Origin of the sequence: Brachybacterium sp. (assembly GCF_036379615.1) — a bacterium.
Taxonomy (GTDB): domain Bacteria; phylum Actinomycetota; class Actinomycetes; order Actinomycetales; family Dermabacteraceae; genus Brachybacterium.
This window is the reverse complement of sequence record NZ_DASVGJ010000052.1, coordinates 115,466-131,311: the sequence shown is the minus strand read 5'-3', so window position 1 is coordinate 131,311 and position 15,846 is coordinate 115,466. Positions and strand designations below refer to the sequence as shown.

Sequence of the window (15,846 nt, the reverse complement as noted above, 5' to 3'; positions counted from 1 at the left end):
CCGGCCCCTCGAGAGGAGAGCAGCATGACCACGAACGAGCAGTTCCACCTGCCCGCCGGCTCCACCGGTCGCGGCAGCTACGAGACGATCATCGACCCCGGTGCGCGCGAGGGCTGGGTCCACACCGGTCTGCGCGTGCTCGCCCTCGCGCCCGGCGACAGCGAGGTCGTCACCGCGAACGGCGTCGAGGCGATGATCGTGCCGCTGAACGGCGGCTGCGAGGTCTCCGTCGGCGGCGAGACCCACGCGCTGCGGGGCCGTGAGGACGTGTTCGCCTCCGCGACCGACGTGCTCTACGTGCCCGTCGGCTCCCAGTTGACCATCGCCTCCGCCGGTGGTGGCCGCTTCGCGCTCGCCACGGCCGTGGCCACCGGCAACCATCCGGTCGCCCTGATCCGGGCCGAGGACGTCCCGGTCGAGATCCGCGGCGGCGGGACCATGACCCGCAAGGTCCGCAACTTCGGCACCGTCGGCGTGTTCGACCAGATGGACAGTCTCATCGCCTGCGAGGTCATCACCCCCGGCGGCAACTGGTCCAGCTACCCCGCGCACAAGCACGACGAGACGATCGACGACGGCGAGCATCGCGAATCGGAGCTCGAGGAGATCTACTACTACGAGATCCAGCCCGCCCCCGGCGGGACCCCGGGCTTCGGCTTCCACCAGACCACCGCCAGCGACGATGACAAGCCCATCGACGTGCTCACCGAGGTGCGCAGCGGCGATGCCGTCCTGGTGCCGCACGGCTGGCACGGGCCCTGCGCCGCCGCCCCCGGGCACGACATGTACTACCTCAACGTCATGGCCGGCCCCGAGGCGGAGCGGGCCTGGAACATCACCGACCATCCCGAGCAGACCTGGGTGCGCGGCACCTGGGAGACGGCCGGGATCGACCCCCGACTCGAAGGAGAGACCCGATGACCGCAGAGCAGTCAGCACCCCCGCAGGACATCCGCGTCGGCATCATCGGCGTGGGCCGGATGGGCGCCGACCACGTCGAACGCATCTCCCGCCGCACCAAGGGCGCCCGCATCAGCGTGATCAGCGACTACCTGCGCGAGACCGCCGAGGCGGTCTCCGCCACCGCCCCCGGCTCCCGCGTCGTGGACACCCCGGAGGAGGTCATCGCGGCCGACGACGTCGACGCCGTCCTCATCGCGAGCCCCGGCCAGTTCCACCGCGAACAGGTGCTGGCCTGCATCGCGGCCGGGAAGCCCGTGCTGTGCGAGAAGCCGCTGGCGATGAACTCCGCGGACGCCTTCGACGTGGTGCGCGCCGAGCACGAGGCCGGCCGCGCCTCCGTGTCGCTCGGCTTCATGCGCCGCTTCGATGCCGGCTACGGCGAGCTGAAGGACGCGCTCGAGGCAGGCGACCTCGGCGCCCCGCTGCTGCTGAACTGCAAGCACCGCAACGCCTCGGTGCTGCCCGGCTTCACCGACACCCACATGGTCTACGACTCGGCCGTGCACGAGATCGACGCGATCTCCTTCTTCCTCGAGGAGCCCGCGGTCTCGGTCCAGACGGTCATGCCGCGCAGCTCCGAGAAGGCGCCCGAGGGCCTGCACGACCCGCTGCTGTTCCTGTTCCGCACCGCCTCCGGCACCGTGATCACCGACGAGCTGTGGGTCAGCACCGACGCCGGCTACGAGGTGCGCACCGAGCTGGTCGGATCGCTGGGCGCGGCCACCATCGGGCAGGAGACCGGCATGGTCACCACCCAGCAGACCGGCTCCCGTTGGGGCGGTGAGGTGCCGCTGGACTTCCGGCCCCGCTTCGTCGCCGCCTACGACGCGGAGGTCCAGGCCTGGATCGCCGCAGTGGCCGACGGCTCCTTCGTCGCGCCCCGCTCGGCGACCGCCTGGGACGGATACGTCGCCGCCGCGGTGTGCGAGGCTGCCGAGCAGTCCCTCACGGCCGACGGCCCGGTCGAGGTGGCTCTGCAGAACCGGCCGGCCTGACCGGGCCGGCCCGTATCCTCTGGAGCGGACCTGCAGCGCATCAGGTCCGCTCCGCCCGCCGGTGGGACCGCATCGCAGCGGCCCGGCCCCGATCCGAAGGAGCTCGCCGTGGACCGTGAGACCACCCTCCCCGTCGATGACACCGCAGCCGATGGCACTTCCGGCGCCACCGACGCCACCGATGGCACTCCCGGCGCCACCGACGCCGACGCCACCGATGGCACTGCCGCAGCGGCCACCGCAACCGGCGCCGCAGCCGCCGCGAACGGCCCGATCACCCTCGACCTCACCGTCGACCGCGACAGCTCCACCCCGCTGTACCTGCAGCTGGCCGGAGGTATCGAGGACGCGATCCGCAGCGGCGTGCTGGGCCCCGGCAGCCGGTTGGAGAACGAGCTCGCGCTCTCCAAGCGGCTGCGCCTCTCGCGGCCGACGGTCCGCCAAGGGATCCAGGAGCTCGTGGACAAGGGCATGCTGGTGCGCAAGCGCGGCGTGGGCACCCAGGTGATCCAGGCACCGGTGAACCGCCAGGTGGCTCTGACCTCGCTGTACGACGACCTGCGTACCGCCGGGAAGGCGCCCCGCACCGAGGTGATCGAGTACCGGATCGGCCGCCCCTCGCCGGAGGCCGTGGATCGCCTGCAGCTCGCGCCGGGGGAGCAGGTGCTGGATCTGATCCGGGTGCGCTACGCGGACGACGAACCGCTGGCCGTCATGCGCAACACCATCCCCGAGCGGATCGCCCCCACCCGTGAGGCGCTCGCCGCGAACGGGCTCTACGCCTGCCTGCGCGAGGCCGGCATCACCACGGTGCTGGCTCATGAGCGGATCGGGGCGACGGTCGCCGACGAGGAGCACGCGGAGCTGCTCGACGAGGAGCTCGGCGCGGCGCTGCTGACCATGGAGCGCAAGTCCTTCGCGAACGACGGCTCCGTGGTCGAGTACGGCTTCCACGTCTACCGCGCCTCGCGCTACTCCTTCGAGGTCACGCTCGTCGACTCCTGAGCCGGCCTGCGGTTCGTGAGTCGGCCTGCGGTTCCTGAGTCGGCCTGCGGTTCCTGAGGCAGCCGGGCGCCGGTGCCGGTCATCCCGATGCCTCGACTGCCCCGGTGCCCTCGCGGGGGCGAGGAATGCGCTGATCTGAACCACTTTCGCGCCGGAAGTGGCTGAGAACCGCGCATTCCTCGCCTCGTGGCGTGCTCCCGCTCGTCGAACCGCGGGACTGCGCTCACCCCGATGGCACCGGTCATCCCGATGCCTCGACTGCCCCGGTGCCTTCGCGGGGGCGAGGAATGCGCTGATCTGAACCACTTTCGCGCCGGAAGTGGCTGAGAACCGCGCATTCCTCGCCTCGTGGCGTGCTCCCGATCGTCGAACCGCGGGACTGCGCTCACGCCGATGGCACCGGTCGTCCCGGCGCCCCCGCTGCCTCGGTGCTTTCGCGGGGGCGAGGAATGCGCTGATCTGAACCACTTTCGCGCCGGAAGTGGCTGAGAACCGCGCATTCCTCGCCTCGTCGCGTGCTTCCGCGGCGCCCCGGGGCGGGGCTGGTGCGGATCTCAGCGGCCGAACAGATCTCCGAGGCCGAGGTCGGAGATCCGGTCGCCGAGGCCGGAGACCTGCTCCCCGGCGCCGGAGACCGTGCCGCCCAGTCCGTCGGTGATGCCGCCCAGCCCGTCGGCGGCCCCGTCGATTCCGGCGATCCCCTCGTCGAGGCCGCCGAGACCCTCGAGGCCCTCGATCGTCTCGAACTCGCCGAACCCTTCGAGCCCCTCGGTGAGCCCGCCCAGCTCACCGGCGAGATCCGGGGCCAGGGAGTCGATGTCGATGCCCGCGCCCACGGCGTCCTGCAGCAGTGAGCCGCCGACGGAGGTGACGACTGCGCCGCCTGCGACGGCGGCCAGCAGTCCGCCCGCCCCGAGCGCACCGGCCCCGAGCGCGCCCGCACCGAGCGCACCGGCACCGCGTGCTCCCGTGCCGTGGGCGGAGGCGCCCCGCCCGCGCCCGTCACCGCTGGAGCGGCCGAGCAGGCGAGTGAGCCGGCGAGGATCGAGCGCCCCGAGCCGGGTCGCGGAGCGGGCGAGGTCCTGCGGGGCGTCCGTGCGGGGGCGCTCGCCCTCGGGCAGCTCGGAGCGCATCGTGTCGGTGAGCTGCGTGCGCTGCTGAGGGGTGAGCTTCTCGAAGGCCTCACGGTGGACTCGTTCGAGCTGGTCGGGCTCCGCGGTGCGCACCAGGTAGTCGTAACGCGCGATCGCACGGCGATCCGTCTCGGAGAGGTCCGCGGCGGGGGCGTCGGCCGACGCTGCGGAGTCTGCGCCGCGGCCGGTCCCGCCGGCGGCTTGGCGGTCACCGAACGAGGGCATGGAGGTGGTCGGGATGCCCACGACTGGCCCGCGCGAAGAGGCGGAATCCCACGAAGGAGCGGAGTCCCGCGAAGGGGCGGAATCCCGCCCGGAAGCGGCATCGCGCGTGGAGCCGGGTCCGCGCGAGTGCTGGGATGGAGAACTGTCCCCGGTCAGGGTGTCGGCGGCATTGCGCACGAGGGAGCGCCAGTCGGAGCCCTGCGATGGGGAGGACGAGGACGAGCCGGAGCTCTTCGCGTCGAGGGCCTTCTGTGCGGTGCCGAGGAGGCGGCGGAAAGTGCTCACGTCGGTCCTTCCGGTGAGGGAGGCGCCCGAGAGTCCGGGCGCTGCACGAGAGTGACGGCAGTGCCTCCGTGCCCGCCGGGTCCGAGCCTGGAGTTCCCTGGGAATGCACCGGCACGGGAGGATGGCGAGGGGCCGACGACGGCTCTGCGGATGGTGACTACGCCCAGTCCCGACGACCTCCCTGCGGACGGTGCCTACGCCCCGCCCCCGACGACCACATCGGCCGCCGTGGGCGCCGGGATCTCGGCGTCGAAGGGGATCATCGGGCGCGGGATCCGGGAGTGGCCCAGGCGCAGCAGGTCCTGGTCCACGCCGCCCGGGGTCAGGGCCAGCAGCCAGTCCGCGGCGGCCTCGTACTGCTCGGGCTCGAGGTAGCCCATCTTGACGGTGACGATGTCGACGCCGGTCATCGTCAGCCCGAGCCGAGCGAACATGGACCGGGTCGCCCACTGGGAGCGCCGGCCCGTCACCACGACGGTCAGGCCCGTCGGTCGCCCTCCGTCCAGCACCCGCAGTGCAGCGGCGCGGCCCGTCGGCCCGGACTCATCCAGCGCCGCCACCTCGACGAGCAGCGGCACCGGGCCCGGGGCCCGGGCGTCGATCCTGGCCCCCACCTGCACATCGACCCGCCCGCCGACGCCCGCATCCCAGGCGGTGTCGGTCGTTGCCGGATCGACCAGCGAGACCATCAGCGCGCTCACCTCCCCCGAGCGGATCTCGGGCCGGGCGGCGAGCTGGGCGAGGGCGTGCGTGGTGTCGTCGGCCCCGCCGGCGCCGGGGTTGTCCCCGGAGTCGGAGATCCAGAAGGGCCGTGAGCTGGAGGTGATCGCCTGCTCGAGGCACTGCTCGAAGGTGCCGGTCGGCGCGACGAACTCGAAGGCGTGGCGCTGCTCCCAGACGGCGGTGGCGAGCTCGAGCGCCGCGGCCCGGACGGCCTCGGCGCTGTCCCCGTGGGCGACGATCGCGGCCTGGCAGCGGGGCTGATCCGCCCAGGCGAAGCCGATCCAGTAGGACACGTCCTGCACGCCGTCGCGCGCGGTGAGCTCGGGGATGCGGGCGTAGAGCGATTTCGCCGGCTCGATGCGGGTGGAGGTCTTCTCCCCGGGCAGCAGGATCGGCACGTGCACCAGCGCCTTCGCGGGACGTGCGCCGCCGTCCCGCACCCGCGCGGCCGCCTCGGCCAGGTCGCGCAGGCCGCGCTCGCGGGTCTCCCAGGCGTCGATGTGCGGGGCGTGGCGATAGCAGGTGAGCAGGTCGCAGGCCTCGAAGAGGGTGTGGGAGACGTTGCCGTGCAGGTCCATCGCCGTGCCGACGACGACCTCCGGGCCGATCACGGCGCGGATCGCGGTGATCAGATCGCCCTCGGCGTCATCCAGGCCCACCACGCTCATCGCGCCGTGGATGTCGAAGAAGAACCCGTCCAGCGGTGCCTCCGCGATCGCGGCGGCGAGACCGTCCGTGATCTCGGCCTTCCAGCCCTCGTAGACCTCGCGGTGCAGCTGGCCGCCGGGCAGGGCGCGCGCATGGAGGACTCCCACGTAGTCGGCGTCCGGAACGGTGAAGGGGTAGCGGTCCAGGATCTGCGTGGTGCCGCGACGCACCTCGAAGTCCTCGGCGCCGGAGCGGTAGGGGGTGAAGGTCGAGGACTCGATCGCGATCCCGGCGATGCCGAGGCGGGGGCGAGCGGTCCGGGGGAGAGCGGACGGGGGCTGCGTCGGCGCAGACATGGGAGCTCCGGTGCTTAAGCGGTTGATAACGTGGGGCCATCCTCGCATCCGCGCAGTGCCGCCGCCAGGGGATGCCACCGCCGCCAGTCGTCGCCACCCCCGAGGTCCTCGTGCCGGACGATCCCGGGCATCCCGGCTCGGATCTGTCGCAGCGGCCCGCCCGAAGGAGACTCATGATCAGCTTCGATGACCGTCACGGCCCCGCGGGCGCCGCTCCCGCGAGCGCCTACCCGGACCTCGCCGTGCCGGACTGGTACCGCGACGCGAAGCTCGGTCTGTTCGTGCACTGGGGCCTGTACTCGGTGCCCGCCTGGGCCGACGTGCTGGACCGCAGCGACGTCACCGCCGAGACCGCCTACGCCCGCCACCAGTACGCCGAGTGGTACGCGAACACCGTGCGCATCGAGGGCAGCCCCACGAGGAACCGGCACGAGCAGCGCTACGGCGTGGGCCATTCCTATGAGGACTTCGCCGACGACTGGCACCCGGCGGAGGGCAGCGCGGAGGAGATCGTCGGCCTCGCCGCCCGCGCCGGGGCCCGCTACCTGGTCCCCACCACCAAGCACCACGACGGCTTCTGCCTGTGGGACTCCGCGACCACGCCCTTCACCGCCGCCCGCCGCGGCCCGGGCCGGGACCTGATCGCCGAGTTCGCGGCCGCGACACGAGAGGCAGGGCTGCGGCTGGGGCTCTACTACTCCGGCGCCCACGACTGGCATGTCAGCGACTTCCCGCCGCTGAGCTCGAACGAGGACCTGTTCGCGCTGCGCCGCAACGACCCAGCCTTCGCCGCCTTCACCGCCGCCCAGCTGCGCGAGCTCATCGACCGTTTCGCCCCTGACCTGCTGTGGAACGACATCGACTGGCCCGACGCCGGCAAGCACGACGGCCCGGACTCCCTCCAGCAGCTCTTCCGCGATCACCTCGGGGCCGTTCCGCACGGCATGGTCAACGACCGCTGGGGCGTGCCCGTCCACGGGGTGCTCACCCGCGAGTACCAGGACATCGACCTCGTGCAGGACGACGTCTTCGAATCCACCCGTGGCCTGGGGCTCTCCTTCGGGTACAACGCCGATGAATCGGCCGAGCACGCCCTGGACGGCGACTCGCTGATCCGCCTGCTCGTGGACGTCGTCTCCAAGAACGGGAACCTGCTGATCAACGTCGGGCCCCGGGCCGACGGGTCGATCCCGCCGCTGCAGTCCGCCGCGCTCGAGCGCCTGGGGGACTGGCTCGCCCTCCACGGCGCGGCGATCCACGGCACCCGCCCCTGGTTCCACGAGGCGGTGCGCACCCCGCCGCCCGGGGTGCGGTTCACGCTCGGGCGCGCGGCCGACGGGCGGAAGGTGCTGAACGTTTTCCTGCTCGATCCGGCCGCGGGGCCGGTGACGCTGGATGCGCAGGTCAGCGTCGCGGTGCGCGAGATGGCCGAGGTGTCGGGGGAGGGGGCGGTGACGATCGGTCCGGAGGCAGACGGGGGCGATGGGGCGGTGGCGGTGCGCGCCCTGCCGATGCGGGCCCGTCGGGCCCCGCAGGACTGACCGACCGGCTGGTCCCTGCACGCCGACGCCCGTCAGACATAGGCTGGCCGAGCAACCGCATACCCAGGAGGCTTCGCATGTCTGCAGTTCCCGCCATCCCCTTCCACGACGGCCGCTCCGTCCCGCAGCTCGGCTACGGCGTCTGGCAGGTGGAGGACGAGGTCGCCGCCGACGTGGTCGTCCAGGCCATCGCCGCCGGCTACCGCCACATCGACACCGCCGCCGGCTACCAGAACGAGGGCGGCGTGGGCCGCGCGGTGACCGACTCCGGCGTCGCCCGCGAGGACCTGTTCGTCACCACCAAGCTCGCCAACGGCGACCAGGGCTTCGACTCCGCGAAGGAGGCGCTGGCGACCTCGCTCGAGAAGCTCGGCACCGACTACGTGGACCTGTACCTCATCCACTGGGCCAGCCCCCAGCGCGGGACGTACCTCGAGTCGTGGAAGGCGCTCATCGAGCTGCAGAAGGAGGGGAAGGCGAAGTCCATCGGCGTCTCGAACTTCCCGATCGAGCAGCTCGAGGAGATCATCGCCGAGACCGGCGTGGTCCCGGTGATGCACCAGATCGAGCTCCACCCCGAGTTCCAGCAGGCCGAGCTCCGTGCGGTCCACGCGGAGAAGGGCATCGTCACCGAGGCCTGGTCGCCGCTGGGCCAGGGCGGCGACATCCTCAGCAACCCGGTGATCACCGAGATCGCCGAGGCGCACGGCGCCGACTCCGGTCAGGTCATCATCGCCTGGCACCTCGCGATCGGGAACGTGGTCATCCCGAAGACGGTCACCCCGGCGCGGATCGTCTCGAACTTCGCCGCGGCGGAGCTGACGCTCACCGCCGAGGAGGTCCAGCGCATCAACGGCCTGGACCGCGCCGACGGCCGCATCGGCGCCGACCCCGCCAACCCCGGCTTCTGAGCCGCTGATCGGCCGGCCCGGGGGCTCCGGGCCGGCGGCCGCCGCGGCCCGCGGCACGGCGCACGGACCCGCCGAGCGGAGTCGGCCGCTCAGCCTTCGCCGAGCAGGTCCGCGATCTGCGGGTGGCCGGCGATGTAGCCCTCGAGCAGCTGCCGACCCAGCTCCGGCGAGCTGACCAGCGGGTGTGTGGAGAATCCCTGCCAAGCCGCCTCGCGGGATCCGGTCCTCGCGGCCTCGAGGATCTTCCGCTCCGCGGCGCGCAGGGTGCTCATCATCCCCAGCCGGCCCAGCTCCAGCGGAGCCACCGGCTGGGGGTGCACGCCCTCGCCGTCCACGACGCACAGCACCTCGATCACGGCATCGGCCGGCAGTTCGGGCACGATCCGTTGCTCCGGGGCGGCGTCCGCACTTGCGGGCGCGTTGCCCACGTCGAGGATCATCCGCTCCGGACGCCCCGTGGCCAGCGCCGTCATCAGCCGCATCGCCACCTCCTGGTAGCCGCCGCCGGCGATGTCCTCCTCGCGCCGTTCCTCGTCGCGCGACTCGGCCATGTAGGTCGCCTCGCGCTCGTGGAGGGTGGAGCGCCACAGGTCCAGCGGCGAGGTGCAGCAGGAGTCGGCCGACGGGTCGGCCTCTGCCCCGTGGGCCGCACCCGCGACATGCCCGTCGGCCGCGCCCGCGGCGAGATAGAAGTCACCCTGCTGCGCGGCGAGGAACTCCCCGCGGGTGGTCGCGGCCCCCGTGATCCGATCGATCGCCTGGGAGGTGTGCAGGTAGTAGAAGAGGTACTCGTTGGGCAGGGCGCCGTCCGCGCGCACCCAGTCCTTGCCGATCAGGCGCGCCTCCTCGATCTCCTCGAGGGCGGCGTCGTCGGCGAGCAGGGCCGGGAGGCGGTCCTCCCCGTCGATCGTCACCGAGCGCAGCCAGCCCAGATGGTTCAGGCCCACGTAGTCGAAGCTCGCCGCGGCCTCAGACTCGGCCTCGCCGGCCCCAGTCCCGCCGGCCCCAGTCCCGTCGGCCCCGGCCCCGCGCTCCGCGGCCACCAGGTCCACGTCCAGCAGGCGGCCCACTCGGCGCACCAGGCCGATGGGGGTGTCGCAGATGCCCACCACGCGGTCCCCGAGCACGGTGCGCATCGCCTCGGTGACGATCCCGGCGGGGTTGGTGAAGTTGATGACCCAGGCGTCCGGGGCGACCTCGGCGATCGCGCAAGCGATGTCGAGGGCGACGGGGATCGTGCGCAGCGCGTAGGCGAGTCCGCCGGGCCCGATGGTCTCCTGGCCCAGCAGGCCGAGTCCGAGTGCGACCCGCTCGTCGACGGTGCGGGCCTCGGCGCCGCCCACCCGCACGGCGGAGAACACGAAGTCCGCGCCGGTCACGGCCTCGCGGAGCTCCGTGGTGGCGGTGAGGCGGGGGAGGGCCACCGCGCGGCCGGAGGCGGTGAGCTCCTCGCCCTGGGCCCGGATCACGGCGGCGATGGTGCGCAGGCGCGCGGGGTCGACGTCGTGCAGGGCGATCTCGTCGACGGTGAGCCCGGTGGCGGCGGTGGCGACCGCCTCGTGCACGAGGGGCACGCGGAACCCTCCGCCTCCCAGGATGGCGAGCTTCATGGCAGCAGTACCTCCACGTCCTCCCCCTCGGGGAGGGTGATGTCGAAGGGCAGGGGGGAGTGGTCGGTGATCAGAGCGGTGAAGCGGGAGAGGCGCGCCACCTCGAGGAACCCCGAGCCGGGGAACTTCTCGTGATCGGCGAGCAGGTAGGAGCGGGCGGCGACCTCGAGCAGGCCGCGCTTGATCGGCACCTCGCTGGGGGTGGAGTCGAGCACCGCCCCGTCGGGTCGCACCCCGGCCGCGCCGAGGAAGGCGCGGTCCACGCGCACCTGCGCGAGCGCGGACTCGGTCAGCGTGCCGACCATCGAGTCGTAGTTGGGGCGCAGCAGTCCGCCGAGGATCATGATGTCGATGTCGGGGGCGGCGGCGAGCGCGCGCACCACGGCGAGCGAGGCGGTGACCACGGTGAGCGAGCGCTCGGCCAGCAGCGGGCACATCGCCGCGACCGTGGTGCCGATGTCCAGGGCGATCACCTCGCCGTCCTCCACCTGGGAGCAGGCGCGCTCGGCGATCGCCCGCTTCGCGGCGGTGGCGGAGCCGGCGACGTCGGCGAAGGAGCGCGGATCGGCCTCGGGGCGCACGGAGCCGCGCCGGAGGGTGGCGCCGCCGCGCACTCGGCGCAGGGTGCCGGCCTCATCGAGCACGTCGAGGTCCCGGCGGATCGTGGCCTCGGAGACGCCCAGCTCCTCCGTCAGCGTGGCGACCGTGACGGTGCCCCGGCGGTGGATGACCGCCGTGATCGCCTGGTGCCGTTCTTCGCTGAGCATGGCGTCACCGTAGCACTGCGCAAGCAGTTTCGCGCATGTTCGAGCATGAGCGTGCAGTTCCGTGCAGCTCATGTCATCATGGTGGCTTGAACCACACCGGCATCCGCCCGGCCCGGCGACCGTGATGGCGCGACGCCGCCGATCACACAGGAGGACATCATGCGACGACGGAACTTCCTCGGAACCAGCGCAGCGCTCGGCGGGCTCGGACTCCTGGCGGCTTGCGCCCCCGGCTCCGACGGCGGGGAGGGCGGCGGGGCCCCGGCTCCCGCGGCCGACGAGGTCGACACCGACATAGCCGCCCTCGGCGACATCACCCTGGTGGTGTGGGATCAGGAGGTCCGCGGCGCGCAGAACGACGCGATCGAGGCGCTGCTGGGTGCGTTCGGGGAGAAGTACCCCAACGTGACCGTCGAGCGGAACTCGCAGTCCTTCGACGATCTCCAGCAGCAGACCGGCCTCGCCCTGTCCGGGAACGACGTGCCGGACGTGCTGCAGGTCAACAACGCCCGCGGCGACATGGGCACCTTCGTGGCCGACGGACTGCTCACCGACCTCACCGGTTACGCGGAGGCCTACGGCTGGACGGACCGCTTCGCCCCGAGCGTGCTGGGCAAGATGAGCTACTCCGAGGATGGTGTCACCTTCGGCGAGGGCAACCTCTACGGCCTCGCCCAGACCGGCGAGGTGTGCGGCATCTACTACTCCCAGAAGAAGCTCGACGCGCTGGGCCTCGAGGCGCCGACCACCTGGGACGAGGTGTTCTCCCTGGTCGAGGCCGCCGTCGAGGCGGACGAGCAGCCGATCGCGCTGGGCAACCTCGACCAGTGGCCGGCACTGCACGTCTTCGGCCCGCTGCAGGCGAACTTCGTCCCTGCCGAGACCATCGTGACCCTCGGCATGGGCAACTCCGGCGCGGACTGGACCACCGAGGACAATCTCGCCGCCCTCACCCAGCTCGCCGACTGGGGCAGCAGCGGAGCGCTCGGCGAATCCCCCAACGGCCTCGCTTATGACGATGCCTGGCCGCGGTACACCGAGGGCGAGGGCGTGCTCCTGATCGGCGGCTCCTGGCTGGGCCCTGACATGGAGGCCGTGATGGGCGAGGACCTGCGCTTCATGGCCCCGCCGCCCGGGGCCGACGGCAAGGTCGCCACCACCGGCGGCACCGGCATCCCCTTCTCGATCCCCGCCGGTGCGAAGAATCCGGCCGCGGCCGCGGCCTTCATCGACTTCATCACCAGCGATGACGCGATGGAGATGATCGCCGAGAACGGCGGCATGCCCGTGAACCGCACGGCCGAGCTCGCCCCCGATTCCGGGGTCAACAAGGACATCTACGAGGCGTTCGACGCAGTCTCCACAGGCGGCACCCTGCTGCCCTACCTCGACTACGCCACGCCCTCCTTCGCCGACACCGCCGGCGCCACCCTGCAGGAGCTCATCGGCGGCCAGACCGATCCGGCCGGCGCCGCAGGCACCCTGCAGGAGGACTACGCCGCGTTCACCGAGGGGTCCTGACCCCATGACGTCCGGAACGACCGGCGGGATGGCGGGTGGTGCGTTGGGCGGTGCGGCCGATGGTGCGGTGGGCGGTGCGGCCGATGGTGCGGTGAGCGGTGCGGTGGGCGGCGCGGCCGATGGGGCGGCGGGTCGCGTCGCGGATGGGCCTATGGCGACGCGAGGTGGCATATCTGCTAGCTCACCTCGCCATAGGCCCGCGGGCGACACCGGCGGGAGCCTGCGGAGTGGTGCACGGGGCGTCACCCGTGCCCGCCGGCGTCGCGCCCGGCCCTCGGCGGTCGCGCGCGGCCCGCTGATCCCGTACCTGTTCATCCTGCCGGCGTTCCTGGTCTACGGCGCGTTCGCGCTCTACCCCCTGGGCCGGGCCGCGCAGTTCTCCCTGTTCGAGTGGAAGGGTTTCGGCGCCTCCACCTTCGTGGGGCTGGGGAACTATGTGGACCTCGCCGGGGATGCGGCCTTCCTCCGCGCGATCGGCAACGCGCTGGTCCTGATCGTCTTCTACGCGGTGATCCCGCTGGTCGTCGGCCTGGTGCTGGCCGCGATCCTGCGCCGCGGGCAGGTGCGGGGGATGGGCTTCTTCCGGACCGTGATCTTCCTGCCCCAGGTGATCGCCCTGGTCGTGGTCGCCGTGGCGTGGCGGCAGATCTACTCCCCCTACGGGCTGCTGAACGATGCCCTGCGGGCGGTGGGCCTGGATGCCCTGGCCCGCGGCTGGCTCGGCGACCCGGGCACGGCGCTGGCGGCGGTGGGCTTCATCGGCACCTGGGTGGAAATGGGCCTGGTGATGCTCCTGATGCTCTCGGGCATGAGCCGCATCCCCGCTGAGCTGTTCGAGGCCGCCCGCCTCGACGGCGCGGGCGCGGTCAGGGAGTTCTTCGCCATCACCCTGCCCGCGGTGCGCGGCGAGATCACCGTCGCCCTCGTGCTGACCATCATCGCGGCGCTGAAGACCTTCGACCTGGTCTACATGACCACCTCGGGCGGTCCCGGCAACACCACCACCGTCCCCAGCTTCGAGGTGTACTTCAGGGCCTTCGAGCTGCGGTCCGTCGGCTCCGCCTCCGCAGTCGCGATCGTGCTGACCGTGCTGATCTTCGTGATCAACGTGGGCGTCACCCGGATCGGGGAGCGTGAGTCATGAGGGTCTCCCGCGCCGAGACAACGCTGAACTACGTGATCCTGCTGGGCTTCGCCGCCTTCGCGCTGCTGCCCGTGCTCACCATCCTCGCCACCTCCGTCTCCGCGCCGCTCGGTGAGAGCGGCGGGCTGCACCTGGAGAACTTCGCCCGTGCCTGGACGATCGGCGGGTTCGGCGAGTCGCTCGGGAACTCGGTGGTGGTCGCCGCGATCGTGGTGAGCCTCGCGACCGTGCTCGCGATCGGCGCCGGCTATGCCTTCGGCACCATGCGCTTCCGGGGTGCGACGGTGCTGTTCTACCTGTTCCTGCTGGGGCTGATGATCCCCTCCGAGGCGACGATCATCCCGCTGTTCTTCGACTTGCGCTCCCTGGGCCTGACCGACACCTACATCGCGATCGCGATGCCGCAGGTCGCGCAGTCGATCGCCTTCGGCACGTTCTGGCTGCGGGCGCAGTTCCGGGCGATGCCCTCGAGCCTCGTCGAAGCCGCGGCGCTCGACGGCGCCGGGCCCCTGCAGGCCCTGGTGCGGATCCTGGTCCCCGCCTCCCGGCCCGCGATCGTCACCATGCTGGTGCTGGTGTTCATGTGGACCTGGAACGAGTTCCTCATCGCGCTGATCATGGCGCCGGGCGGCTCGCTGCGCACCGCCCCGCTGGGGCTGGCGAACTTCCAGGGCCAGTACACCTCCGAGACCGCACTGCTCGCCGCGGGCGCCGTGATCGTCGCCCTGCCCACCGTGATCCTGTTCCTGTTCCTGCAGCGCCATTTCATCCGCGGAATGCTCGAAGGAGTCGCCAAGTGATGACCGAACGCCCCACCGACGCCGACCCCTCCCACCCCGCCGACCCCTCCCACCCCGCCGGCGCCTCGACCCCCGCCCCGCCCGGGGCCGCCGAGTGCCAGGACTGGGACCCCCTGGCCGCCCAGCGCACCGAGGGCGACCCGCCGCTGGACGTGCTGCTCTCCGGCACGGTGTTCTTCGACATCGTCTTCACCGGCATGGATCGCCTGCCCCGGCCCGGCGAGGAGCTGTGGAGCAAGGGCATGGGCTCCAGCCCCGGCGGGATCGCGAACCTCGCCACCGCCGCAGCCCGCCTGGGCCTGCGCACGGGCCTCGTCGCCGGCTTCGGGGACGACGCCTACGCCGACTGGATGTGGCACACGATGGCGCACGAGGAGGGCATCGACCTCTCCGCCTCCCGCCGCTTCACCGACTTCCACTCGGCGCTGACCGTCTCGATCGCGGCCGACGGGGACCGCGCCATGGCCACCCACGGCCACGAGCTGCCCGAACCGCTGTCCACCCTGATCGCGGAGGCGCCGTACGCCCGCGCCGCCGTGGTGGACCTCGCGGGGGAGACCTCCTGGTGGGCGGACCTCGCCCGTCGCGGCTCGCTGATCTTCGCGGACATCGGCTTCGACGAGACCGGCCGCTGGGACGTGGCCGATCTCGCCCCGCTCGCTCACTGCCACGCCTTCACCCCCAACGCGCTCGAGGCGATGGCTTACACGCGCACCGACAGCCCCGACCGGGCCGTGCGGGCGCTCGCCGAGAAGGTGCCGCTGGCGGTGGTCACCGACGGCGCCCACGGCTCCTACGCGATCGACGGGGCCACCGGCGAGGAGGCGTACTGCCCCGCCGTCCCGGTCACCGCGATCGACACCACCGGCGCCGGGGACGTGTTCGCCGCCGCGATCGTGCTGGGCACCCTGGCCGGCTGGCCCCTTGAGGAGCGTCTGAAGTTCGGGTCCCTCTGCTCCGGCCTCGCCGTGCAGCAGTTCGGCGGCTCCCTGGCCGCCCCCGGCTGGGGCGACATCATGGACTGGTGGGGTGCGCTCTCCGCCGCGGCCGACGGCGGGAACCTCCGCGCCGGATACACCCGCGGCGGGTACCGCTTCCTCGAACAGGTCGTCCCCGACCATCCCGTCCAGGGCCGGCGCCGCGCCCAGGGCACCTTCGCGCTCCGCTCCGACGCGGGGCGGCACTGAGCCCCTTCGGCCCGCCGCCCGGTCCTGTCCTG

At 72.4% G+C, this 15,846-nt stretch carries 13 protein-coding genes; 9 read left to right on the top strand and 4 right to left on the bottom strand.

All coding sequences use genetic code 11. From position 1 onward, the window contains the following. Positions 1-24: 24 nt before the first annotated feature. The 3 genes from iolB (at position 25) to VF289_RS10345 (ending at position 2,963) form a co-directional block, all read left to right on the top strand. Complete coding sequence (gene iolB, locus VF289_RS10355) at positions 25-921, top strand: 5-deoxy-glucuronate isomerase (RefSeq protein ID WP_330883742.1); 897 nt, start codon at positions 25-27, stop codon at positions 919-921. Beyond that, positions 918-1,958 (top strand): Gfo/Idh/MocA family oxidoreductase, encoded by a 1,041-nt coding sequence (locus VF289_RS10350; protein ID WP_330883740.1) that lies wholly within the window; start codon positions 918-920, stop codon positions 1,956-1,958. Before iolB ends, VF289_RS10350 begins: the two co-directional genes overlap by 4 nt. A 273-nt stretch (positions 1,959-2,231) precedes the next feature. Next, entirely contained in the window at positions 2,232-2,963 is a 732-nt protein-coding gene (locus tag VF289_RS10345) for a GntR family transcriptional regulator (RefSeq protein ID WP_330883823.1), read from the top strand. 554 nt (positions 2,964-3,517) lie between these two features. Here VF289_RS10345 and VF289_RS10340 read toward each other — a convergent pair. Beyond that, complete coding sequence (locus tag VF289_RS10340; RefSeq protein WP_330883738.1) at positions 3,518-4,606, bottom strand: hypothetical protein; 1,089 nt, start codon at positions 4,604-4,606, stop codon at positions 3,518-3,520. A gap of 194 nt (positions 4,607-4,800) precedes the next feature. Beyond that, positions 4,801-6,333 carry a M81 family metallopeptidase gene (locus VF289_RS10335; protein WP_330883736.1) on the bottom strand — a complete coding sequence of 511 codons (1,533 nt, stop codon included), beginning with the start codon at positions 6,331-6,333 and terminating at the stop codon, positions 4,801-4,803. Positions 6,334-6,506: 173 nt separating this feature from the next. On the opposite strand from VF289_RS10335, the gene VF289_RS10330 reads away from it, so the two are divergent. Continuing rightward, the gene (locus VF289_RS10330) at positions 6,507-7,874 is read left to right on the top strand and encodes an alpha-L-fucosidase (protein WP_330883734.1); all 1,368 of its coding nucleotides are present in this window, start codon (positions 6,507-6,509) and stop codon (positions 7,872-7,874) included. Positions 7,875-7,951: 77 nt separating this feature from the next. Next, a complete protein-coding gene (locus VF289_RS10325) occupies positions 7,952-8,785 on the top strand; it encodes an aldo/keto reductase (protein ID WP_330883732.1) in 834 nt (277 codons plus the stop codon). 89 nt (positions 8,786-8,874) lie between these two features. On the opposite strand, the gene VF289_RS10320 is transcribed toward VF289_RS10325, so the two are convergent. After that, complete coding sequence (locus tag VF289_RS10320; protein ID WP_330883730.1) at positions 8,875-10,395, bottom strand: 6-phospho-beta-glucosidase; 1,521 nt, start codon at positions 10,393-10,395, stop codon at positions 8,875-8,877. Beyond that, positions 10,392-11,162 carry a DeoR/GlpR family DNA-binding transcription regulator gene (locus VF289_RS10315; protein WP_330883728.1) on the bottom strand — a complete coding sequence of 257 codons (771 nt, stop codon included), beginning with the start codon at positions 11,160-11,162 and terminating at the stop codon, positions 10,392-10,394. The genes VF289_RS10320 and VF289_RS10315 overlap by 4 nt, the downstream gene beginning before the upstream one ends. Positions 11,163-11,321: 159 nt before the next feature. Here VF289_RS10315 and VF289_RS10310 point away from each other — a divergent pair, with 159 nt between their 5' ends. The 4 genes from VF289_RS10310 to VF289_RS10295 all read left to right on the top strand — a co-directional run bounded on the left by VF289_RS10310 (position 11,322) and on the right by VF289_RS10295 (position 15,814). Next, positions 11,322-12,683, top strand: coding sequence for an ABC transporter substrate-binding protein (locus VF289_RS10310; RefSeq protein ID WP_330883726.1), 1,362 nt, complete (start codon positions 11,322-11,324; stop codon positions 12,681-12,683). A 151-nt stretch (positions 12,684-12,834) separates the two neighbouring features. Continuing rightward, positions 12,835-13,827 (top strand): carbohydrate ABC transporter permease, encoded by a 993-nt coding sequence (locus tag VF289_RS10305; protein ID WP_414644467.1) that lies wholly within the window; start codon positions 12,835-12,837, stop codon positions 13,825-13,827. After that, a complete protein-coding gene (locus tag VF289_RS10300) occupies positions 13,824-14,627 on the top strand; it encodes a carbohydrate ABC transporter permease (RefSeq protein ID WP_330883724.1) in 804 nt (267 codons plus the stop codon). Before VF289_RS10305 ends, VF289_RS10300 begins: the two co-directional genes overlap by 4 nt. After that, positions 14,627-15,814 carry a carbohydrate kinase family protein gene (locus tag VF289_RS10295; RefSeq protein WP_330883722.1) on the top strand — a complete coding sequence of 396 codons (1,188 nt, stop codon included), beginning with the start codon at positions 14,627-14,629 and terminating at the stop codon, positions 15,812-15,814. The genes VF289_RS10300 and VF289_RS10295 overlap by 1 nt, the downstream gene beginning before the upstream one ends. Positions 15,815-15,846 lie beyond the last annotated feature (32 nt).